Here is a 21,827-nt window from a genome sequence, read left to right on the forward strand (position 1 = left end):
AATCATATTCAATATTAAATTATTTCGTTTTCAAACCGATTCTAAAAACACAATGATGAAAACAAAAAGCTTCACAATATCTGTGAAGCTTTTGTTATTTATCTTTCCAATGAAAAATTCGGAATTACTTTTGGCCGTTCATTTTCATTAGCAACATTCCAGGATGTTCTGTACATCCATTCGGTCATTTTATAAAGTTTCTTGTAATTGATATTTTCAGATTCATCCTGTGGGGTGTGGTACTGATCATGCAGCACACTGGTGAAAAATATTGCGGGAATCCCAATCTTAGCATACGGAAGGTGGTCACTTCTGAAATAAAAATATTCAGCATGGCTCGGTGAATCCCAATCCTTCAGGTATTTGAATTTCGTACTTTCATTATTGGCTTCTTCAGCCATTTTTACAAGCTCTTCAGAATTTTTATGAGGAGCATTTCCCCCTAATAAAGCCGCCTCATTATTATCATTTCTCCCGATCATATCTCCGTTCAGAACGGCTACAATATTCTCTTTCGGGACAACGGGGTGGGCTGCATGCCATCTGGAACCCAGTAATCCGCGTTCTTCAGCGCCATGGAAAACAAAAAGTATGCTTCTTTTTGCCGGCTGCTTCTTATATGCTCTGGCCATCGCCAACATAGCAACACAGGTACTTGCATTATCATCAGCACCATTATAGATGGTGTCGTTTTTTACCGGATGCCTGATTCCGTCATGATCCTGGTGTCCGCTTACCAATACATATTCGTTTTTAAGAACAGGATCTGTGCCTTCTATTTTTCCGATAATATTAACGGATGGATATTTGTAGGTTTCAGTGATCAGGTTCAGAGAAGCTTTAGGGTTGTTTTTTACCCAGCCGGCATTTTCCCTTTTGATCCATAAAACAGGAATGTTATTGGTGATTTTCTCTCTTAATCCTTCCACCCCGTAGCTTCCTCTTGTCATTTGAGGCAGTACCTCCACCCAGCTTTGTTCAGAGAGGTCATCGGTAACGAAAATGATTGCCTTAGCTCCCAATTCAGCCGCTTTATTGTAATATTTATTTCTTACAAATCCCGGATATCTCCTTACAAAAAGGGTCATGTCTTTCGATATATTTTTGTCAGAAGCATTGACGGCAAGAATCTTCCCTTTGATATTCAGTTTGGCAAGATCACCGGGCTCTGCATTTCCTGCGTACACTATTTCTGCATCTACAGAAGCATTTACGGGTTCAGCAACAAGGAAATCTTTCCATAGCTTAAGACTGGTATCGCCAATTTTCAGGCTGCTTTGCGGGATAACCTGATGTCTGTACATGTCAAAAAACTGGAAAAAAGTTCCATGATCTCCGGCGGGTTTCATTCCTGCTTCTTTAGCTTTGTCAGCAAGCCACATGGAGACTTTTAATTCATCCAGCGTTCCGGCTTCACGACCCCAGAACTGGTCTGCTGCAAGCTGGTACATATCGGTTCTAAGATCAGATTCTTTAATGGCGGACACCAAAGGTTTTTTATAGTTCTGAGCACTTCCAAGGCTAAACAGGAAAAAGCTTAACAGAGAAAAAACATAATTCTTATTCATAGTAACACTTAATTAAAGTTAGCCAACTTCTCTGAAAACTGTTTTGAAAATTCTTTTCTGTCTTCTTCCAGTTTTTCCTGTGTAGAAGGTAAAATATAATTAAAAAGGATTTTGTCTTCATGATCCAAAAAGATAATTTCCTTCTCATTTCCATCGATCATCTGCGAGAAAATTTCCCACATTGGAGTGTCTTTTAATTTTAATAATTCAAAAAACTGTTCTGCTTTGATTTCGATTTTCTGCATGTTCTTTTTATATATTGTCGTTGAATATTTCTGGATTCTTATTCAAAAATAAAGATTTTGCCTTTCCTGTCCGATTAAAATTCAAGAAACTTCAGCTTAAACTGAATTGCAAAATTTTCTTTGAAATTAGGAGTTGCATAATAGCCTACTCTGTAGAATAATCCCAGATTAAAATAACTGGAAAGGAAATTGTTCCATTCTACACCAACTTCCTGATACAGGTGATCCAGCTTTCTGAACTTAAACTGGTGGTATTCCGGATGTTTCATATCTCCGATTGTTCCTCGCAGGACAAAATCAAAGCTGGAAATATTGTGTCCGAAACTTTTCAGATACCATGGGAGTTTGTGCGTAAAGTAGTACGCTACGAATCTGTCATTATAGTATTTTCCACCTTCCAGCGTTGCAAACCCGAGGTAAGAAGTAAGGTTAAAGTTAAAGTCTTTACCCGGAGAGGCAAGCCCGTTCATCGTAAAGTTTTTCCAGATAGGTGCACCGCCCAGAACAAGACCTCCGTACAATCTGAAACCTGTAGTCCCGATAGGTGTTTTGAAATTGTGAACAAACAAGGCATCAAAACGGGAATAATTAAAATCTCCCTGCAACAGTTTGTAGCTCTGCTCATAATTAAAATATAGCTCAGGATACTTCTGATCGATCAGAGATTTTCCCTGAGGAGTCATTATATTAGTTGAATTCGGAGAATATTTCAGTGTAAACAGGGTATTGAAATTTCTGTACGAAGTTCCCCTGTCTCTGAATTGATAGTCAAATTCAGCTTCTTCTGTGTTTCTTCTTACGGCAAGGGCAACCGTTAGACCGTTTGTGACATCGTTCAGATAAGATAATGACATTCCTTTAAAGTGAAAATACCTGTCATTATTCAGGTTATTCCCGAAATTCATCATTCTCATCTTGAAATTCCAGAGTTTCCGGTTGAATTCTCCGGAAGCTGTCACATCATCATATACTTCAAATCTGAAAAATGAATTTTTTTCCAGGGTGGTTTTCATATCAAGCCCCATTCCGTACTTCCATTTTCTGTCTTTCACCCCATATGCAAAGTAATAGTCTGGTGAAAAATAAGGATTGAAGTTTTCGTTCAGCTTAGCTTTTAAACCTAATCTGAAACCTTCATAGGAGTTATAATTGACAATTTCATCTACAGCAAAGTCTACAGAACCTACTCTGATCTGTCCGTTCAGTAATCCGGATAATATCTGAGCTTTGCGGTCTATTTTATATTTTTTACCTAAGCTGTCAATGGTTTTATAGGTATTTTGTTCCCTTTCAGTAAGAGGATCTGTCCTGTATTGATCCAGAGAATGTCCGTCAATATTTTTTACTGAGAAAGTGTAGCCTTTGAAATCCTTAGCATCTTCTTCAATAGGTGATTCGAAATCAAAATATTTTGAAGTAAGGAAAGCATAGGTTCCGAAGCTTTTTTTATCTTTCTTATCGTCGTCAGCATGTACTTTGTCATCCATGGCCATTTTACCCATTTTAAGCTTGGCTTTTTCGTGGGCAAGGAACCATTTATTATTGTAGAATACCCAGGTACTGGTGATAATTCCTTCGTTTTTGTTTTTACTGAAGTTTTCGATTTTCTTGATTCCGTAAGTTTCGGTATCTACATAGATAGCACCATTATATTTCCGCTTTCTGTCCGGTTTTTTGTAATTGACTTCACGGAAGCGGATCACGAAATTTTTCCTGCCATCCAGGGTAACGGTATCCGAGAGGAAAAATCTGTAAAGCCCTCTGTTCTCCGGTTTTACCTGTTCAGGAACCACATCCCTGTTGCTCTGCTGGAGAGCGATCATTTCATAAATAGGCTGTTTCAGCCCGGAAATTCTGTTGTCCAGAATATTGATCTTTTCGCCATACTTTTTGGAGTATAAAAACTCCTGAGCCCTTTCCCAGAGAAAGAGTTTGCTTTTTGAAAATATTTTTCTTGCAGTAATGTTGTTCAGAGAGTCCTTTTCTCTTTTTTTCTTGAAAATATTTAAATCGTTGAAATACTGATTAAACTGAGAAATACTGTCCTCATCAATATCGAGGGATATTTTTTCATAGGATTTGTAGGAATAGGATCCTAAACTTTTTGGCGAATTTTCTTTAAAAAGCTTATTTACTTTTTTAAGGATTTCCAAAGCTCTGGGATCACTTTTGTCCTCAATCACCACGGCCTCAATATTGGTGGTTTTTAATGTTTTCTTAAGCAGGGAAACTTCCATACTGCTCTCTACGGTAACGCTTTCTTTCTGATAAGACTCTGCTTCAACATCAATATTTTTACATCCCGTTTTAAATTCCAGAATGCCCTGTTCATTGGTATATCCGATAACGCTATTGTCACAGGATATCTTAGCTTTAAAGACAGGTTTTTGACTGGCGTCATCCACAACCTTAATTTTTGTTTGTGAATACCCCAAAAAGCTGAGTATAAAAAATAATAACAGTAAACCCCTTTTCATGTAAAAAAACTAGGTCAAAATTAATAATATTTATTGTGGTAGAAAAGTTTTTAACAGAGTATAACATTGATTTAATCTAATGTTTTTATGGATTTTGCACAGATATAATTCAATAATGAGTTCAATCAGATCTTCTTTCTGTTTTTTCTGAAATTTACCAATAAAAAAACTCCCGGAGTAGTAATAATCAGGAGTTTTAATTGTAATCCGCTTAATCGTTTTATTTATCGTCCAAAGCTTTCAAAAACTCAATGATATCATCAGTTTCCTGTTCAGTGAGCTGCAGCGGTGCATCAGAAAGGGTCTGGTTCTCTATTTTAAATCCCAAACCTTTTCCACCACCTTTGTTATAGAAAATCATAACATCTTTCAACGTTTTATAACCGCCATTGTGCATATAAGGTGCCGTTTTATTGATATTTCTAAGAGTTGGTGTTTTGAATGAATGCTGTAATGAAGCAACTGTTTCATGAAACTTTCCCCGTCCCAGGTCTGTGTCAAATGCTTTATTCTCTCCGTTCATTGCTGCCCCTAGAACTTCCTGTTCCGTTTTTTTGAAATTCGGAGGAACTGTTCCATTGAATAAAGGAAGAAAATGGCATATGGCACACTGGGCTTTTCCAACAAAAAGATTAAACCCCCGTTTTTGGCTGTCCGTCATTGACGATTTATTTCCCCTCATGTATTCATCAAAACCAGAATTGAACTTTGCCAGAGAACGGATATAGGTGGCCAGTACATTCTGCAATTGCCAGACCTCCGTTTTTTGAGAGCCATATATCTTTTTGAATGCTGCCTGGTAGTTTTTATCCTGATTGATCCTGGCAAGAATAATATTCAGATCACCATGCATTTCTTCTTTATTGGAGATTACATCTGAGCTCTGTCCTTCCAGATCATCCTTTCTCATGTCCCAAAACTGACCATGCTGGTATCCGGCATAGTTGAGGGATGGTGTGTTGCGGGGCAGTTTGGAGTTTTCAAGAGACATGGATCTGGCAAGTCCGTCAGTAAATGCTTTTTCCGGAATATGACATGTGGCACAGCTTCGGTTATTATTGTTGGATAGAATTTTATCATTGAAAAGCTGGTGTCCGAGGGCAGCCTTTTCTTCAGAATAGGCATATTCTTTTCCAGGGGTAAAGGCATTGGGATTAAATGCGTTTTTGGCAAAGAAAGTAGCTGCATTTTTGTTTAAAGCTGTGGTTACTTCAACATCAGGAATTTCCTCCTGATTTTTAAAATCAAGCATCAGAGATGTTATTTTGTTCAGATGATCCGGAATAAAATTGACATAATCAAATGTATTTTTATCCGTGTTTTTTTTCAGAAATTCAATAGCTGAGTTGATTTCCGTTATGATACTTTTTAAAGATTTGTCCTTTGACCGGCTTGTGGAAATTTGTTCAAGCGTTTCTTTGACTCCCTGAAGGGAAGAAGACATTTCCTGTAAAAATGTTCCGGAAACAGGGGTGTCAAAACCTGAAATTCCCAGGCTTGAAATTCTGAACGTTTCCTGCCTTAACGCATCAAAAACCTGATCTTTACTAACGGTAATTACCTGAAAGTTGGTGTCTATGGTATTGCTCTTATTGATGAGCTTGTTGAGCATTCTGATCACTTCCTCCTGATTGCTTTTGTTATAAGGATACAACAGCTCTTCCAGAACCTGAAGTCCTTCAGGCTCTATTTCGGTATGCTCATCCATTTCGATCTCAGGAAGGGCAGGTCCATTGATAAACCTCGCAGAGTGGGGGAGGAAATACTCTACAGCCCATTCCATTTTTTTGTAGGTTTTTCTGATGCCCTGAAATTTTTGCTGAAGAAGTTTTTCCCCAGAATCTTTGGAAACAAGGGTTTTCAGTTCATTGATTTGTTTTTCAAAATCAGTGTTGGTTTTAATGATTCTGTTTTTTACAGAACCAAGATCTTCATATACCGGCTGCTGTTTATCATTTTTACAATATGAAAGAATGAATAGTGCTGCTGCGGAGTATAAAAAGAGAAGTATCGGGTATTTTGAAAGTCTATTCATAAGTATGAAAAGTATCAACAGATATTTTCTATTGATACTTTAATTGAATTTGATATGAAGAATTTGAAACTATTTTTCTACGTTTCTGATGATCACAATCTGTCCGCCCTCCTTATTGGTATTGATTCCGGAACCGTCAGGATTTTTGAATTTATCCAGTTGCCATGTATGAGAATGGATATTGACAGAGAATGTATTCGGAACTCCGATGATGTCTGAAATATCAACCATTGCCCCGAATTCCCATGAACCGAACTTCTGAAGATCCCCGGACTGGTTGTAAGCAGTCTGCCATGCAGAATCATTTCTGTTGTGCTTCATATTCAGCCATGGCTTATATTGTTTGGTCGCGATATTCAGCTGCCAGATATAAGAATCGTGATTGGCGTTTTTATAGTAAGAATCTCCGTCTTCCTGGATGTACACAAAGTTTTCAGTAACACATAAGTTGTCAGGATTGATAAGATTATTTCCCGGATTAGAGTCTCCTTCTGCTACCACTTCTAATTTTCCTGTCAGCATATTATTGGAGTTCAGAACAAGTTTGTACACTCTTCCCCACATCGTTAATCCTGCTTTTGGGTTGACACCGTCAGACGATTCTCCTGTTGCCGTAAAGTAAATTTCTCTTCCTTTTCCTGCTCCTTTTCTGTAATCTACATCTTCCACTCTTGAAAAACGGATTGCGTTATTATCAATATTTTTCTGGTTGATCTGAGCTCCTGTAAGGTTTTTAGCGTTAGGGATTTCAACAAACTCCACATCATAGCTATTTCCTTTTGTCATGTCCGTTTCTGTATAGTTGCTGTTTGTTCTCCTTAAAGAATACAGCTTACCGTTATCCAGATCTCCCTGTGTATCGGCTACATACATGATCAGCTGTCCTGCAGACTGGTGAGAAGAAGAATAAGACTGATCTTCACCAATAATGATATAAGTTTTTCCGTTAGAAACATCCTTAGGAAGCGGAACTGCATTTTCCATAGAAGCTTTTCCCAAAGCAGGTTTTACTCTTGTTTTATCTGATGCCTGAGATACCGGTGCCAAAGGATTCAGAGCGTGAACCATACTTTCCTCACCTGATTCGCCTGCCGTAAGAAACGCACTGAAACCGTGAATCTCAGGAGTTGCTAATGTGGCGGAGCATAACCTAGTCATTCCTCCGGTTCCGTTCAATATATATTCTCCTTTTACAGGTTTAAAAGTTTTGTCTAAATACACTCTGGATACTGACTGTTTGATTTCATGGTTAGTGATCATCAGATAACCGTCAGAATTGGGGTCTTTCATAAGTCCCATCCCATCCGGCTGGCCTCCGAAAACGAAATCAGGAGAACCTGGAAGAACATCAGAACTGGAGATCAGGGTAGTAATATTTAAATTTTCAAAACCAGGCATTCCAAAAACGAAAGCGGGTTCTTTAGAAAAATTTTCAATTTTGATTTTGTCGTTGGAAGGGGTATTCGAATCCCCGTTATTATCATCGTTGCAACCTTGAAATACAAGGGCAGCAAACAATAATACTCCCATAGTTTTGTTAATTTTCATAATTCTTTTTTTTGAAATTTCGATTATGGCAAAACTAATGGTCTGGTGTTAACTGAGTTTTAAGAAGATAAAACAAATAGTTTAAGATTAGGTGATGATTTGTTAAGATAAGGTCAATAATTAGAACGGATATAAATAGAGAAACTTTGCTGAAAATATTCGTAATAAGAATACTATATTATAACGCAGTGTACGCAAAGTTTTTATTTCCTGCTTTTCTCGTTCGCAAAGGCATTCCATTTAGCAAAAAACGCAATCATTTCATAGCTGAGTGTAACGTCTTTACGAACGGAAATATTTATGATAGCATGAGAATTTCTTGTGATCTTAGCGTTAAATAAAAGATAATAGTTAAAACAAAAACAGGCTGTCTCAAAATGAAACAGCCTATTCTAAAATTTATAATAGGTATGCTATTCTTAAATATTCAAAGCTTTTTGGTAAGCGTTTTCTAACCCTTCAAGGTTTTTACCCCCTGCTGTTGCAAAACCTGGGTTTCCACCACCACCACCTTGGATTTCTTTGGCAAGATCCTTTACAATAGCGCCAGCCTGATAATCTGCAGCCAGATCATCAGAAACCCCAACGGTAATCATCGGTTTTCCGTCTGCATCCGAAAGAATAATCGTTACTGAAGCTGGGATTTCTCTCTTCAGCTGGAATACGATGTCTTTTACAGAACCGGCATCCAGGGAAGTTTTCTTTACAAGAAGCTGCTTGTTGCCTTTCTGCTCATAAGCATTCTTCCATTCTCCGATTTCTCCTTTTGCTTTTTCCTTTTTAAGGGCATCTACCTCAGCTTTCAATGACGTATTTTCTTCGATCAGTTTCTCGATAGACCTTACTACATCTTTAGACTTCAATAATTGAGAAAGTTCAATGATCTGTTTTTCAAGATTTTTGAAATATTCTTCAGATTTATCTCCTGAAATCGCCTCAATTCTTCTGATTCCCGCAGCAGCAGAACCTTCGGAAGTGATCTTGAAATGACCGATTTCGCTGGTGTTTTTTACGTGAGTTCCTCCGCAAAGTTCTTTTGAACTTCCAAACTGGATCATTCTCACATGATCACCATATTTTTCACCAAATAAAGCCATGGCACCTCTATCCAGAGCTTCCTGAATCGGAATACTTCTGAATTCCTGTAACGCAATGCTTTCTTTGATCTTTTGGTTTACTTTATCTTCAATCAATGCCAGTTCTTCTTCAGTCATTTTGTTGAAATGAGAGAAGTCGAAACGCAGATAATCAGGCCCTACGTAAGAACCTTTCTGCTCCACGTGAGTTCCCAGAACATCTCTTAAAGCCTCATGCAGAAGGTGGGTGACAGAGTGGTTAGCCTGAGAATTTTTTCTTTCAGAAGCGTTTACTTTAGCATAGAAAAGAGCACCTGCATCTTTTGGAAGACCATTGATTAAGGATATAATCAATCCATTTTCTTTTTTAGTTTCCAACACCTCAAAGCTTTCAACAGCATTCTGAAGAACACCTTTGTCTCCAACCTGACCTCCTCCTTCTGGATAGAAAGGAGAACTGCTTAATACCACCTGGTAAAATTCTCCGTCTTTATTTTCTACTTTTCTGTATCTCGTAATATAGGTTTCAGATTCAGTCTGATCATAACCCACAAAGTTTTCTTCTCTTTCCTCTAAAGTAACCCAGTCATACACTTTCTGAGCAGAATCCGCTTTTGAACGAAGTTTTTGTTTCTCCATTTCGGCTTTGAAACCTGCTTCATCAATGGTTAACCCTTTTTCTTCTGCAATAATTCTTGTCAGATCATCAGGGAATCCATAAGTATCATACAGCTCAAATACTTCTTCACTTGGTAATACTTTAAGGTTATCAGCAATGGTCTGCTGAATCAGCTTTTCAACTCTGATCAGACCGTTCTCAATGGTTTTTAAGAATGAATCTTCTTCACTTTTAATCACTTCAGCAACCAGTTTACCCTGCTTTTCGATTTCCGGGAAGAAAGATCCCATTTGTTCCTGAAGAACGGCCACAAGCTTGTAAAGGAAAGGTTCTTTCATATCCAGGAATCGGTAAGAATAAGAAATTCCTCTTCTTAAAATTCTTCTGATTACATAACCTGCTCCTCCGTTGGAAGGCAGCTGCCCGTCAGCGATAGCAAAAGAAACCGCTCTGATGTGGTCTACCACAACACGGATGGCAATATCTTTTTCATTTTCTAAAATTCCGGTGTATTTTTTACCAGAAAGCTCCTCAACTTTAGAAATAAGCGGAGTAAAAACATCGGTATCATAGTTGGAAGACTTCCCCTGAAGTGCCATACAAAGACGTTCGAAGCCCATTCCCGTATCTACGTGCTGAGCAGGAAGCTTTTCTAAAGATTTATCTGCTTTTCTGTTGAATTCCATGAAAACCAGGTTCCATACTTCCACGACCTGCGGGTGATCCTGGTTCACAAGGGAAATTCCCGGAACGGCTGCTTTTTCTTCAGGTGTTCTCAGGTCAATATGGATTTCTGAACACGGTCCGCACGGTCCGCTTTCACCCATTTCCCAGAAATTATCTTTTTTATTTCCATTGATGATTCTGTCTTCTGAAATATGGGACTTCCAGAAATCATAAGCATCCTGGTCCCTGTCCAGATTTTCAGAAGCATCACCCTCAAAAATCGTTACATATAAATTTTCTTTTGGAATTCCGTATACTTCAGTCAGTAATTCCCAGGCAAAAGCAATAGCCTCTTTTTTGAAGTAATCCCCGAAAGACCAGTTTCCCAACATTTCAAACATGGTATGGTGGTAAGTATCTCTCCCCACATCATCCAGGTCATTGTGCTTCCCGGAAACTCTCAGACACTTCTGTGTATCGGCAATTCTCGGGGCGGTAGGCGTTTTGTAGCCAAGGAAAAAATCCTTGAACTGTGTCATTCCGGAATTGGAAAACATAAGGGTAGGGTCGTCTTTCAGCACAATAGGAGCTGAAGGAACGATTAAATGCTCCTTACTTTTAAAATAGTCTAAAAATTTTTGACGTATCTCTTGTGATGTCATAGTATTGCTTTTGCTTTTTTAAATATCAAATTTTTGATAAGTTGCAAATTTAAGATTTTTAAGCGATTTGTAATAATTTTATACTATGTTTTGAATGGTGAAGAGTTGGGCTAACGGATGTATCGTAAACCTTATAGGTTTTTAAAACCTATAAGGTTTGTGGCAATAACAATCAATAATAATCTAATTTTGGAATATCCGTTTAACTTACTACCTTCGTTGTGATCTGAGAAAAGACAGAAATCCTTCCTATGACAAAAGATGAAGAATTGAAAAACTGGATAGAGCAATATTCAGGGCCGCTTTTGAAGCGGGCGCTGTATGTGCTTTCGAATAAAGAAGATGCACAGGATGTAGTTCAGGAAGTTTTTCTTGCGGCCTACTCAGCCTATGATTCTTTCGAAGGGAAAAGTCAGGCATCGACCTGGCTGATGGCAATCCTGAACAGGAAAGTGGCAGATTTTTACCGGAAAAAATATAAATCAGAACCGAATATAAGACTTGATCATTTCTTTGATGAAACAGGTTCATGGAAACATAATGATGTTCTGAATGACTGGAATGTATCCGGTGAAGGCGATGAACTTTTAGACAATGCAGATTTTAATAAAACCTTGGAGGAATGTATTGAAGAATTACCCTCCAGATGGAAGATCCTGCTGAAAATGTATTATATCGAAGAAAAAAAAGCACCGGAAGTAAGTCAGGAATTGAATGTTTCCACGACTAATCTTTGGAAGATTTTGCAACGAAGCCGGATGCAGCTCAGAGAATGTCTGGAGTTTAACTGGTTTTCAAAATCATAAGGAATAATGATAAAAAGAATACTACATATACTATTTTTACCATGCAGTGAAGCTACTTTACTGATGGAAAAAAGGAATGCCCAATCCATTTCTCCCAGAGAAAACAGGATGCTTAGCATGCACCTGATGATCTGCAAATGGTGCAGGATGTACAGTGAAAAGCTGGCTCTTCTGGATAAAGTTTTTAAAAAGACTTTTTCTGAGAAAGAGAAAGAAATAAATGAGTCTGAAATTCAGGACTTTAAAAATAAAATGATCGATAAGTTAAATTTCTGATAAAAATTCTGTCAGGATTTTAAAAAGCCTCCGACTATACTTCTGAAAACAATAGAGTATTCAATTAAAATCTTAAAATATGGTCGGAACAGTACAGGAATCTAAAAATCAATTAGCCCGAATCGGGTATTACATTTCACTTTTCGGAGCAGCGCTTATTTTGCTGTGGATTGGTATTTTCAAATTTACCCCTACAGAAGCAGCAGCAATAAAACCTTTGGTAGAAAACCATTTCTTAACTTTTTTCGTATATAAAATTATAAGCGTCCAGGCAGTGTCAAATCTTATCGGAGCGATAGAAATTATCATTGCATTACTCCTGATATTTAGTGCGAAATTTGCTGTACTGAAGAAGTACGCAGGAATAGGAATGATTGTAACTTTTCTGGTGACATTAAGCTATTTATTTACCACACCGGGAGTTTGGAAAATAGTGGATGGAGTGCCTGTGACGGATTTCTTTATTTTAAAAGACCTTATGTTTTTAGGATTTGGAGTCATGATCGTTCAAAATAATAAGTAATGAATAAAAAGGTAAAAATGAAAAATATATTAATAGTACTCGGAATCATTCTGGGTATCGCAGTATTTGCTGCAGGATCCGGGCTTTTCAAAAAAAACAAGCCTAATGTAGTGGAAATAAAAAAAGAAAATGAGAAAATTATGGATAACAAAAACGTTAGAGAGATTTATTTTGCAGGTGGATGTTTCTGGGGAACAGAACATTTTTTTCAACAGATTCGTGGGGTTGTAGGAACAGAAGTGGGGTATGCCAATGGAAATACCCAAAATCCTACTTATGAAGAGGTCGTAAGTCATACAACAGGTTTTGCAGAAACCGTAAAGGTAAAATATGATCCTGAACAGGTAGACCTGAAACTGTTGATTGATCTGTATTTCAAAACCATTGATCCTACTAGTAAGGATCAGCAGGGTAATGACAGAGGAAACCAGTACAGAACAGGAATTTATTTCACAGATAAAACAGACGAAGCCACTGTAAAAGGTGAAGTTCAGAAACTGGCCAAAAATTATAGCAAACCGATATTGGTAGAAACTATTCCGTTGAAAAACTTCTACAGAGCAGAAGATTATCATCAGGATTATCTGGACAAAAATCCTGGCGGGTACTGCCACATTGAACCGGGACTTTTTGAAATGGCTAAAAAAGCCAATCCTCTTCCAAAACCAGCTTATCAAAAACAGGATAAAAAAGTTTTAAAGGAGAAACTGACCGCTGAACAATATAATGTTACTCAGGAAAACGGTACAGAAAGACCTTTCCAGAATGAATACTGGAACGAAACCCGAGAAGGAATTTATGTAGATATTACCACAGGAGAGCCTTTATTTGTGTCTACAGATAAATTTGAATCCGGATGTGGATGGCCAAGTTTTTCAAAACCGATTACAAAAAGTTTAATTGACGAAAAAATGGATCGTTCCCACGGGATGACAAGAGTAGAGGTAAGAAGTAAAACCGGCGACGCCCACTTAGGACACGTCTTCACAGACGGACCGGAAGATAAAGGAGGACTTCGTTACTGTATTAACAGTGCTTCGCTGAAATTTATTCCAAAAGCAGAAATGGAAAGTAAAGGATACGGAAAATATCTTCCGTTGTTAGATAAAAAGTAATGTGAAAGGAAGGCTGCCAATGGCAGCCTTTTTATTTTGAATTAATGATGTAATTGAAATCTTTCTTTGATGCTGAACATGGACATATTCAGAAATATAAGAAACCCGAAAATAATGTAGGAAGTTTCTTTGGAAGCGGTTGTAAACAGGTTAAAGATCTGCCCATAGCGGGTATATTCAAAAGCATTCATAGTTTCTGCTGGCCCCCAATCTATAGTATCATTACAAAGTAAACATTCATATTCAGGATATTGCACCGTAGGATCAATATAGCTATAAACCGCAAAAATATGTCCTGTTTTCTCCAGGTCAACGGCATATTGTTCTTGTTTGGCGATTGCCAGATCATTCAAAACAGAGACAAAATCACCATAGCTATTATTTTGATCTAAAATAAACTCAATACCAGACTCTTTCTCATTTCTTTCCTGAAGCTTTTTCAGTTCAGAAACATATGATTTTGAATTTTCTTTAGCAGTACCAGGGGCTATTTTTATTTTTTTGTAATTCCAGTTTCTGTAAGTTTCAAAACTTTCAAATGTATTTTTACTCCCTTTTCTTTCTTTGGCAGGAAGTCCAATATCTATGACAGAAACGTTAATATCTTCAGACTTTTGGCTTCCATAATACCAGAATAAAACAGGAATCAGCAAGGCGCTGATTAATCCTGGGAAGTAGTATATTTTTTTCATGGTTAGTTTTTGACAGTACTGAATGAAAATTTTAAGCCAAAAAAAGTGATCCGAAAACGAACCACTTAAAAAATAATCTTTAAATATTGTAATTTTTAAATCTTTAAATTCAAGATATTACCATCTACCAATCCCTTTTTCTCAGAATCCAGTACGAACCGAATATAAAAATAGCACACCACACCAGACAGGCGATAAGACTTTCCGTAGGGTAGTGGAACTCATATTTTAAGCCCATCATTTTAGCCATATTTAATCTCATCATTGGGTTAGGAATAAGGCTTGACATGCTTTCCAGCGGTAAAAGATGCGAGATAAAAAAATCATTCTGAAGAACCTCATTTCTTTGGGGGCCCTGCATTCCCTTTACTTTTGAATACGTTTCAAAAGCGGTTAAAATTCCTTCGCCAATCCAGAAAACGAAAAGGGCAAGAAAAACAAAAATAGATTTTCTCAGTAAAATTGAAAGGAACATTAAGAAGCAGAAGAAAGTAAATAGCTTTACCAGATAATTTCCAATGAAGAAAATCTCAGCCAAAACTTTTGTAGATTCTGTCGTATTAGAGTATTGATACCCCAGAAATAGAGTAATTCCCAATACGATTGCTGTTGAGACAATAGTGAAAATACTTATTGTCAATAGTTTTGAGGTGATAAATTCTTTTCTGCTCAATCCATCAATCGTATTCTGCTTGAACATTCTGTTACTGAACTCCTGTGAAATGGAGAAGACAATAATCAGCCCCAGGAAAATTTTCAGTAAGGCAACAATCCAGGTGGTGAAATTCCAGATTTCCGGGAAATTATAAATCCCTTGTTCTTTTAAGTTTACGGTTCCCCCAAAAACATCAAAGTCAACCAGTCCGATGAAAAGTAAGGCGATAAGAATGGCGAAATAAAGTATGGTGAAAACCTTAAACGGTTGGTAGTTCAGGTTTTTGTAATATTCCAGTTTTAATAATTTGATCATGACTAATTGGTGTTTTTTACAAGTTCAAGGAATTGAGATTCAAGGGACAGTTTTTTCTTGGTCAGATGGGAAAGATAAATCCCTTTTTCTGCCAGTTTCTGATTCATTGCGGAAGCTGAAATTGAAGCATCATCACGAATCTGAGCTTTGATAAGGTCACCGTCCTGATTGATGGAGGAAAACCATTGAAGCTCATTTAAAGCATTTAAAAGTATTGTATTGTTATCTGCTTTCAGTTCAAAATAGCCATTATTGGAAGTCATTTCGTCCACCCGTCCACAGTAAATGGAATTTCCTTCTTTCAATACAATCACATGACTGCAGATTTTTTCAATTTCATCCAGAAGGTGGCTTGCAATAATAATGGTGATTCCTTGTTTGGCAATATCACTGATAATTTCTCTGATCTGTATGATTCCTTCAGGATCCAGCCCGTTGGTAGGTTCATCTAAAATCAATACTTCGGGGTTGTTCAGCATAGCAGAAGCAATGGCAAGGCGCTGTTTCATGCCTAAAGAAAAAGTTTTGAAAGCATCCGTTCTTCTTTCATACAGATTAACCGTTTTCAAAACTTCATCAATCCTTGAATAAGGCGCATTTTTAATTTCTGCAACAATCTTAAGGTTGGTTTCTGCGCTTAAATAAGGGTAAAAGTTAGGCTGTTCAATAATAGCTCCTATCTTTTTTAAAGTGTCCGGATCAGTTCCTTTCTTACCAAACCAGAACCAGTCTCCGCTGGTGGGGTTAATGGTTGAAAGCAGCATCCCGAAAGTAGTGGATTTCCCGCTTCCATTAGGTCCCAGAAGCCCATAAACATTACCTCTTTCGACGTCAAAAGAAATATTGTTGACTACAACTCTCTTGAATTTTTTCGTCAAATTTTTTACTGATAAAATCTTTTCCATGTAATTTGTTTTACATAGTAGTAGTCTATGTAAATTAGAGAATGTTACAGAATTATCATAAATCAATATTAATTTATAGGTAAATACATTAAATTTGATAGAATTAATCAACAGTTATGAAGCTAATTGAACTGGCAGAAGAATTACATGTTTCTGCAGAAGCCATCAAACAGTTTATTCAGGATTTTGATCTTGAACTGGTAGACTGTATAAGCACTAATTTTGAAGTAAAAAAGGATTTTGAAAAATTCGCCCGCGAAAATATCGATTTTTTAAGGCTCTATGAAAAAGATCTTGATAAAAATAAAACGCTGGAACAGATTGCTGAAGTCATCAAACAGCCCAAAGATAAGGTAGAAAAGGTGATCAAAGACAATAATCTCAATATCTTCGACAACGGTTTTTTCAAATCTTCCGTATCAAGTTATGGAATTGATAACAAACTGGGAGGAAACTATCAGTTTGTGTATGACTATTTCGGACATAAAACCAGTCTGCAGCAAAGGGATTTCATAGGATACAGAGATCTGTTTTTTTATACCTCCAGCGTTTTGGAACCTTTCCTTAATCCACAGCAGATCAAAGACTGGGGAATCAACAAGCCTGCAGGCATTATTCTGTACGGGCCTCCCGGGAGCGGTAAGATATTCTGGGCCAACAAGATTGCTGAAATCATCGGATATCAGTTTAAAGAAGTTAAAAAACACTACCTGGGAACATCATTGATTGATGGAAATGAAATCAATTTCAGTGATTTCCTGCTGAGCATGATGAAGGAAAATAAAATGCTGCTTTTCCTGGATGACTTTGATGAAATTATGATGCAGCGAAGAGCAGAAACGGATATTGCTTCCTGTAATCTGGAAGCCCAGGAGCTTATTCTGCATTACATCAGCAAATTTGAAAAAGAAGGAGTTCTGATGATAGGCTCAGCTAATTCTGTAGCAGAAATTGATGAAGAAATTCTTGCTCCCGGAAGATTTGACGTGCTGATCCCTATTTTTCCTCCTAATGCCTCTGAACGTTCAGAAATTATTCTTTACGCAATGACCAGGGGACTTGAAGAAGACTCTTTGCTCTACAAAATTCTTAAAAACAACAAAGCAGATAAAGTTCCTTTCTGGCATGACATCTCTTCAAAAATGAAGGCCTTCAGCAATACCATGCTGATCGATTTTACCCAAAGCTTAAAGAAAAGAATTAAAAACCTTTACCAGAAAACCAGAAACGAAAAACTGAAGATCGACCAGAATCTTTTAAACGGAGCTTTAAGAGATGCAGGGTCTAAGCTTACTGAAGAATATCTTGATCAGGTAGCAAGATTCCTGGCTGATGTTATTATCAATAATTTTGATGACTTTCAGTTCAGAATTCAGGCATTGAAAAATGAACTGGAGACTTACAGAGTAGTGGAAGAACCACAAAGAGCCATCGGGTTTCAGCATAATGATGGGGGAGATAAAGGGTAATTGTTCAACGTTTAAAGACTGAGAGGTTTAAAGTTTAAAGTTTAAGGTTTAAAAAATTATGAACAGCATCTGGGAACTGGACACTTTCTACAGAAAAAGGGATATTATCATCATAGGTGCCGGATTTTCGGGGCTGTGGACTGCTATATCTGTCAAAGAAAAGTATCCGGATAAATCTGTTTTAATTATTGAAAGGAGTACCATTCCATTAGGAGCCTCAACAAGAAATGCAGGGTTTGCCTGCTTTGGAAGCCTTACTGAAGTGATTGCAGATTCGCAGACAATGGGTTGGGAAAAAACATTGCGTCTCGTTAAAATGAGATTTGACGGCCTTCAGAAAATCCGACATTATTTTAAAAATGATGAAATTGATTTTGAACTTACAGGAGGCTATGAAATTGTAAATAATGAAGAGCCTTTATCTCATATCGCTATTGTTAATGAAAAGCTGAAAGCAATAACCGGCCTGGATAAAACATACAGTCTGAAAAAGGATAAAATACAGGAATTCGGACTTGGAAAATCTGAATTTCTCATCGAAAACCCTTGTGAAGGAAGTCTGCATTCAGGAAAACTGTTACAGAATTTGCTGGAAAAGTGTCATGAACTGAAAATTGAATTTTTATTCGGAACAGAAGTTAGTAAAGTTGAAGAAAGAACAGGAGATATTGAGGTTCATCTCTCGGATCATCTTTCCGTAAAAGCGGATAAAATGATTTATTGTACCAATGCTTTCACTTCAAAGTTTCTGGAAAAAGAAAATATCGTTCCAGCCCGTGGACAGGTCCTTTTGACAGAGCCTATAGACGGATTAAAACTAAAAGGAACCTTTCATTATGATGAAGGTTACTATTATTTCAGGAACTTGGGAAACAGAATATTACTGGGGGGCGGGAGAAATCAGGATTTTAAAACCGAAGAAACCATAGCTTTTGAAACGACAGAATTTCTGCAGGATCATCTGGAAAACTTTTTAAGCGAAGTTATTCTTCCTCATAATGACTTTAAAATTGCACTCCGCTGGTCAGGAATAATGGCAATGGGCCTGGAAAAAACACCCATTGTAAAACAGATTTCGGAAAGACAGTTTTGTGCAGTAAGACTTTCAGGAATGGGAGTGGCTCTGGCTCCAAAAATTGGGGAGGAGATAGCAAAAATGATTTAGATACAAATGAAATATTTACCTTTTGAACGTATTACCTACAGGACAAATTTGTCTGAACAGGAAGTTTTTACAAGACTTTCAGGTTTTGTAGAACCTAAAAAATTTGGTTTTGGAAGAAATTATACAAAAGACTATGAAGGATCTGTAAATAATGACAGCTTTGAAATAAGCAGAGTTATTCAGTATAGAAATTCTTTTCTTCCCCAAATAAGCGGAATTATTCAAAAAAATAACTACGGGACAGAAATAGAGGTGACCATGAAGTTACATGTATTTGTACTTGTATTTTTACTATTCTGGTGCTCCATTGCAGTAGGGATATTCATTATGATCGGTTCAACAGAGAAAAAAATGTCTGTAGAATTTTTCATGCCTCTGCTGATGTTACTTTTTGTTTATATCTTAACAATGGCAGGCTTCAAAACAGAAAGTAAAAAATCAAAAGAATACCTTAGAAGAAGCTTTGAAGCTGAAATAACAAAGGAGTAATCAATGACTGTTATTTTCCCACCAGCTAAAAATTTCCGATGCCACTTCTTCGGAATCGAACTCAGACTTATAAAGGCCATAAGAAACACATAACTCAGTTTCTATAACTTTTTCAAGCTTATCTTGATCCGTTCCTTTTTCCAATTGTTGAAAAAGCTTTTCAGTTAGATGATCAAAACTGCTTTTGGAAAGTCCGGGCATTAAATTCATTGAAATAATAAGCTTTTTTAACCTAGCAATGTTTCCATTGCGCTCGTTAATCAAATCATTGATATTCATTCAAATCTTTTTTAAGCATAAATATAAAGTAAAAATACACTTCTCTTCCTAAATTAAATTCTAAACCTTAATCAAATCCAAAACCAGGAACTTTAAACTCAAAACGCTCCACTCTAAAAGAATTCCTTATTTTTGCAAAAAGAAAAATTCGTGATTAACAACGACCAGATAAAAGAAGTTCAATCCAGAATTGAAGATTTACACAGATATCTTCAGATTGAGAAAAAGAAGATTGAAATTGCCAATGATGACGAAAAAACTGCGGCTCCGGAATTTTGGGACAATCCAAAAACGGCTGAAGCATTTTTAAAACAGCTCCGTTCCAAAAAAAAATGGGTAGAAAGCTATGATGAGATCCAGACACAGTTTGAAGACCTGCAGGTGTTAGCTGATTTTGCCAAAGAAGATCCGGATTCGGAAAAGGAACTGGATGAAACATTTCCGCAATTGGTAGAAAAAATTGAAGACCTTGAATTCAAAAATATGCTTTCCAATGAAGGGGATGAGCTTTCTGCAGTCCTTCAGATCACTGCCGGAGCAGGAGGGACAGAAAGTTGTGACTGGGCATCTATGCTGATGAGGATGTATACCATGTGGGCAGAAAAGCAGGGTTATAAAATCCGCGAACTGAACTTTCAGGAAGGGGATGTAGCAGGAGTGAAAACCGTAACACTGGAGATTGAAGGGGAATATGCTTTCGGATATCTGAAAGGAGAAAACGGAGTACACAGACTGGTAAGAATCTCTCCTTTTGACAGTAATGCAAAACGTCATACAAGCTTTGTTTCGGTATATGTATATCCTTTGGTAGATGATACCATTGAGATCAATATCAACCCGGCTGATATCAGCTTTGAAACCATGAGAGCTTCCGGAGCAGGAGGGCAGAATGTCAACAAGGTAGAAACAGCTGTACGTCTTCGTCACGCACCAACCGGTATTATTATCGAAAACTCAGAATCCCGTTCCCAGCTTCAGAATAAAGAAAAAGCCATGCAACTCTTACGTTCAAGACTTTACGAAATGGAACTGGAAGAACGTATGAAAGCCAGAAATGAGATTGAAGCCAACAAGATGAAGATCGAGTGGGGAAGCCAGATCAGAAATTACGTAATGCATCCTTACAAGCTGGTAAAAGATGTACGATCAGGTCATGAAACTTCAGATGTGGATGCTGTCATGAACGGGAATATCACCCCTTTTCTGAAAGCATTCTTAATGGCCGATGGAACGGCTGTTTCCGATGATGATCTCGACTTATAAAATTCGTTTTTGAATTTTAGTTAAAATCTTATAATTAATTTTTGTTTCAGACATTTTAGGCTTACTTTTGTTGTTCATCGATATTTATGGAAGATTTCAATAGCTGGAAGGATTTATTAAACCCTGAGTTTTATATTAAAATGGGAGGGTTTTGGCTTATTTTATTCATTGTTTTTGCTGAAACAGGTCTTTTTGTAGGGTTTTTCCTGCCTGGAGATTCACTTTTATTCGTTTCAGGAATTTATGCCGTTGAAATCATCAAAGAGACTTTTGGATCTACAGGGAGTGATTTCCTGGATACTACACTTCTGGCTTCAGGTGTGGCACTGGCTGCTGTGATTGGAAATGAAGTAGGATATTATTTCGGAAGAAAAGCGGGTCCTGCTTTATATAAAAGACCGGATTCAATGCTTTTCAAAAAGAAATATCTTTATCAGGCACATGATTTCTTTGAGAAACACGGTGCTCTTGCCATTATCATGGCAAGATTTTTACCGGTTGTAAGAACGTTTACGCCAATTGTAGCTGGTATCGTGAAGATGGATAAAAAAGAGTTTTTAAGAGATAATATTATCGGAGCTGTGCTATGGTCTTTCATTCTGATCTTTGCAGGACATTATCTTGATAAATTGTTTTTGGAACAGTTTGGAATCAACTTAAAAGAAAAACTGGAATATATCATTATTGTCATTGTACTGGTAACAACTCTTCCGGTAATCATCAAGTTTGTTTTCGGAAAAAAGGAGGATTTATCCAAATACGAAGATCAGGACTTTGAATAAATAAAGAATTCAATTAAAATTATAGAGCCGTCTCAATCATGAGATGGCTTTTTTTGTGTGTATAAATATTTTTTATCACGCAAAGCTCGCAAGGTTATTATCATGATCCGTTACTTTTCGTTCGCAGAGTCGCTTCACTTAGCTAAGTACTATACCTTGCTAAACGAAGTGTCTTTGCGATCGATAGAATATAAGCT

General features: G+C 37.1%; 19 protein-coding genes. 9 read left to right on the forward strand and 10 right to left on the reverse strand.

Translation table 11 applies throughout. The features are described 5' to 3' along the window. Positions 1 to 98 precede the first annotated feature (98 nt). From AC3FI7_RS22935 to alaS, 6 genes are all read right to left on the reverse strand, one after another. On the reverse strand, positions 99 to 1,568 hold the full coding sequence (locus AC3FI7_RS22935; RefSeq protein WP_491460995.1) for a M20/M25/M40 family metallo-hydrolase: 1,470 nt from the start codon (positions 1,566 to 1,568) through the stop codon (positions 99 to 101). 8 nt (positions 1,569 to 1,576) lie between these two features. After that, entirely contained in the window at positions 1,577 to 1,813 is a 237-nt protein-coding gene (locus AC3FI7_RS22940) for a hypothetical protein (protein WP_110009324.1), read from the reverse strand. 74 nt (positions 1,814 to 1,887) lie between these two features. Then, entirely contained in the window at positions 1,888 to 4,218 is a 2,331-nt protein-coding gene (locus tag AC3FI7_RS22945) for a hypothetical protein (RefSeq protein ID WP_228451316.1), read from the reverse strand. Positions 4,219 to 4,510: 292 nt separating this feature from the next. Continuing rightward, positions 4,511 to 6,325 carry a cytochrome-c peroxidase gene (locus AC3FI7_RS22950; RefSeq protein WP_491460996.1) on the reverse strand — a complete coding sequence of 605 codons (1,815 nt, stop codon included), beginning with the start codon at positions 6,323 to 6,325 and terminating at the stop codon, positions 4,511 to 4,513. 69 nt (positions 6,326 to 6,394) lie between these two features. Then, positions 6,395 to 7,873, reverse strand: coding sequence for a PhoX family protein (locus AC3FI7_RS22955; protein ID WP_142725898.1), 1,479 nt, complete (start codon positions 7,871 to 7,873; stop codon positions 6,395 to 6,397). A 419-nt stretch (positions 7,874 to 8,292) separates the two neighbouring features. Beyond that, positions 8,293 to 10,896 carry an alanine--tRNA ligase gene (gene alaS / locus AC3FI7_RS22960; RefSeq protein WP_491460997.1) on the reverse strand — a complete coding sequence of 868 codons (2,604 nt, stop codon included), beginning with the start codon at positions 10,894 to 10,896 and terminating at the stop codon, positions 8,293 to 8,295. A gap of 251 nt (positions 10,897 to 11,147) precedes the next feature. Between alaS and AC3FI7_RS22965 the strand changes: the two genes are divergently transcribed. The 4 genes from AC3FI7_RS22965 to msrB all read left to right on the forward strand — a co-directional run bounded on the left by AC3FI7_RS22965 (position 11,148) and on the right by msrB (position 13,616). Beyond that, positions 11,148 to 11,702 (forward strand): sigma-70 family RNA polymerase sigma factor, encoded by a 555-nt coding sequence (locus AC3FI7_RS22965; RefSeq protein ID WP_491460998.1) that lies wholly within the window; start codon positions 11,148 to 11,150, stop codon positions 11,700 to 11,702. A 6-nt stretch (positions 11,703 to 11,708) separates the two neighbouring features. Further along, positions 11,709 to 11,978 (forward strand): hypothetical protein, encoded by a 270-nt coding sequence (locus AC3FI7_RS22970; protein ID WP_142725895.1) that lies wholly within the window; start codon positions 11,709 to 11,711, stop codon positions 11,976 to 11,978. Positions 11,979 to 12,057: 79 nt separating this feature from the next. Next, positions 12,058 to 12,501, forward strand: coding sequence for a DUF417 family protein (locus AC3FI7_RS22975; RefSeq protein WP_491460999.1), 444 nt, complete (start codon positions 12,058 to 12,060; stop codon positions 12,499 to 12,501). A gap of 17 nt (positions 12,502 to 12,518) precedes the next feature. Continuing rightward, a complete protein-coding gene (gene msrB, locus AC3FI7_RS22980; RefSeq protein ID WP_343660908.1) occupies positions 12,519 to 13,616 on the forward strand; it encodes a peptide-methionine (R)-S-oxide reductase MsrB in 1,098 nt (365 codons plus the stop codon). A gap of 41 nt (positions 13,617 to 13,657) precedes the next feature. Here msrB and AC3FI7_RS22985 read toward each other — a convergent pair whose 3' ends face one another. The 3 genes from AC3FI7_RS22985 to AC3FI7_RS22995 all read right to left on the reverse strand — a co-directional run bounded on the left by AC3FI7_RS22985 (position 13,658) and on the right by AC3FI7_RS22995 (position 16,183). After that, a complete protein-coding gene (locus AC3FI7_RS22985) occupies positions 13,658 to 14,308 on the reverse strand; it encodes a hypothetical protein (protein ID WP_491461000.1) in 651 nt (216 codons plus the stop codon). A 124-nt stretch (positions 14,309 to 14,432) separates the two neighbouring features. Beyond that, positions 14,433 to 15,278, reverse strand: a complete 846-nt coding sequence (locus tag AC3FI7_RS22990) for an ABC transporter permease (RefSeq protein ID WP_491461001.1) — start codon at positions 15,276 to 15,278, stop codon at positions 14,433 to 14,435. A gap of 2 nt (positions 15,279 to 15,280) precedes the next feature. Then, positions 15,281 to 16,183, reverse strand: coding sequence for an ABC transporter ATP-binding protein (locus AC3FI7_RS22995; protein WP_142725891.1), 903 nt, complete (start codon positions 16,181 to 16,183; stop codon positions 15,281 to 15,283). A 116-nt stretch (positions 16,184 to 16,299) separates the two neighbouring features. Here AC3FI7_RS22995 and AC3FI7_RS23000 point away from each other — a divergent pair, with 116 nt between their 5' ends. From AC3FI7_RS23000 to AC3FI7_RS23010, 3 genes are read left to right on the forward strand one after another with little or no spacing between them, the layout of a single operon-like run. Further along, positions 16,300 to 17,652, forward strand: coding sequence for an AAA family ATPase (locus AC3FI7_RS23000; RefSeq protein WP_491461002.1), 1,353 nt, complete (start codon positions 16,300 to 16,302; stop codon positions 17,650 to 17,652). Between the two features lie 58 nt (positions 17,653 to 17,710). Continuing rightward, positions 17,711 to 18,817: an NAD(P)/FAD-dependent oxidoreductase gene (locus AC3FI7_RS23005; RefSeq protein ID WP_142725889.1), complete on the forward strand. Its 1,107-nt coding sequence runs from the start codon at positions 17,711 to 17,713 to the stop codon at positions 18,815 to 18,817. 6 nt (positions 18,818 to 18,823) lie between these two features. Then, positions 18,824 to 19,306: a hypothetical protein gene (locus tag AC3FI7_RS23010; RefSeq protein WP_491461003.1), complete on the forward strand. Its 483-nt coding sequence runs from the start codon at positions 18,824 to 18,826 to the stop codon at positions 19,304 to 19,306. Here the strand turns inward: AC3FI7_RS23010 and AC3FI7_RS23015 are convergent, their stop codons facing one another. After that, positions 19,307 to 19,585, reverse strand: a complete 279-nt coding sequence (locus AC3FI7_RS23015) for a hypothetical protein (protein ID WP_142725887.1) — start codon at positions 19,583 to 19,585, stop codon at positions 19,307 to 19,309. Between the two features lie 150 nt (positions 19,586 to 19,735). Here AC3FI7_RS23015 and prfB point away from each other — a divergent pair, with 150 nt between their 5' ends. Then, on the forward strand, positions 19,736 to 20,848 hold the full coding sequence (gene prfB, locus AC3FI7_RS23020; RefSeq protein ID WP_131438467.1) for a peptide chain release factor 2: 1,113 nt from the start codon (positions 19,736 to 19,738) through the stop codon (positions 20,846 to 20,848). 86 nt (positions 20,849 to 20,934) lie between these two features. Further along, positions 20,935 to 21,630, forward strand: coding sequence for a DedA family protein (locus AC3FI7_RS23025; RefSeq protein ID WP_142725886.1), 696 nt, complete (start codon positions 20,935 to 20,937; stop codon positions 21,628 to 21,630). Positions 21,631 to 21,827: the final 197 nt, after the last annotated feature.

The organism is Chryseobacterium sp. TQ-BC-N36, assembly GCF_058382295.1.

What these genes read in the sequence shown, in the direction of transcription:
- AC3FI7_RS22935 (WP_491460995.1), bottom strand. Translation starts at nt 1,568, where the DNA reads ATGAATAAGAATTATGTTTTTTCTCTGTTAAGCTTTTTCCTGTTTAGC.
- AC3FI7_RS22940 (WP_110009324.1), bottom strand. Translation starts at nt 1,813, where the DNA reads ATGCAGAAAATCGAAATCAAAGCAGAACAGTTTTTTGAATTATTAAAA.
- AC3FI7_RS22950 (WP_491460996.1), bottom strand. Translation starts at nt 6,325, where the DNA reads ATGAATAGACTTTCAAAATACCCGATACTTCTCTTTTTATACTCCGCA.
- AC3FI7_RS22955 (WP_142725898.1), bottom strand. Translation starts at nt 7,873, where the DNA reads ATGAAAATTAACAAAACTATGGGAGTATTATTGTTTGCTGCCCTTGTA.
- alaS (WP_491460997.1), bottom strand. Translation starts at nt 10,896, where the DNA reads ATGACATCACAAGAGATACGTCAAAAATTTTTAGACTATTTTAAAAGT.
- AC3FI7_RS22965 (WP_491460998.1), top strand. Translation starts at nt 11,148, where the DNA reads ATGACAAAAGATGAAGAATTGAAAAACTGGATAGAGCAATATTCAGGG.
- AC3FI7_RS22970 (WP_142725895.1), top strand. Translation starts at nt 11,709, where the DNA reads ATGATAAAAAGAATACTACATATACTATTTTTACCATGCAGTGAAGCT.
- AC3FI7_RS22975 (WP_491460999.1), top strand. Translation starts at nt 12,058, where the DNA reads ATGGTCGGAACAGTACAGGAATCTAAAAATCAATTAGCCCGAATCGGG.
- msrB (WP_343660908.1), top strand. Translation starts at nt 12,519, where the DNA reads ATGAAAAATATATTAATAGTACTCGGAATCATTCTGGGTATCGCAGTA.
- AC3FI7_RS22985 (WP_491461000.1), bottom strand. Translation starts at nt 14,308, where the DNA reads ATGAAAAAAATATACTACTTCCCAGGATTAATCAGCGCCTTGCTGATT.
- AC3FI7_RS22990 (WP_491461001.1), bottom strand. Translation starts at nt 15,278, where the DNA reads ATGATCAAATTATTAAAACTGGAATATTACAAAAACCTGAACTACCAA.
- AC3FI7_RS22995 (WP_142725891.1), bottom strand. Translation starts at nt 16,183, where the DNA reads ATGGAAAAGATTTTATCAGTAAAAAATTTGACGAAAAAATTCAAGAGA.
- AC3FI7_RS23000 (WP_491461002.1), top strand. Translation starts at nt 16,300, where the DNA reads ATGAAGCTAATTGAACTGGCAGAAGAATTACATGTTTCTGCAGAAGCC.
- AC3FI7_RS23005 (WP_142725889.1), top strand. Translation starts at nt 17,711, where the DNA reads ATGAACAGCATCTGGGAACTGGACACTTTCTACAGAAAAAGGGATATT.
- AC3FI7_RS23010 (WP_491461003.1), top strand. Translation starts at nt 18,824, where the DNA reads ATGAAATATTTACCTTTTGAACGTATTACCTACAGGACAAATTTGTCT.
- AC3FI7_RS23015 (WP_142725887.1), bottom strand. Translation starts at nt 19,585, where the DNA reads ATGAATATCAATGATTTGATTAACGAGCGCAATGGAAACATTGCTAGG.
- AC3FI7_RS23025 (WP_142725886.1), top strand. Translation starts at nt 20,935, where the DNA reads ATGGAAGATTTCAATAGCTGGAAGGATTTATTAAACCCTGAGTTTTAT.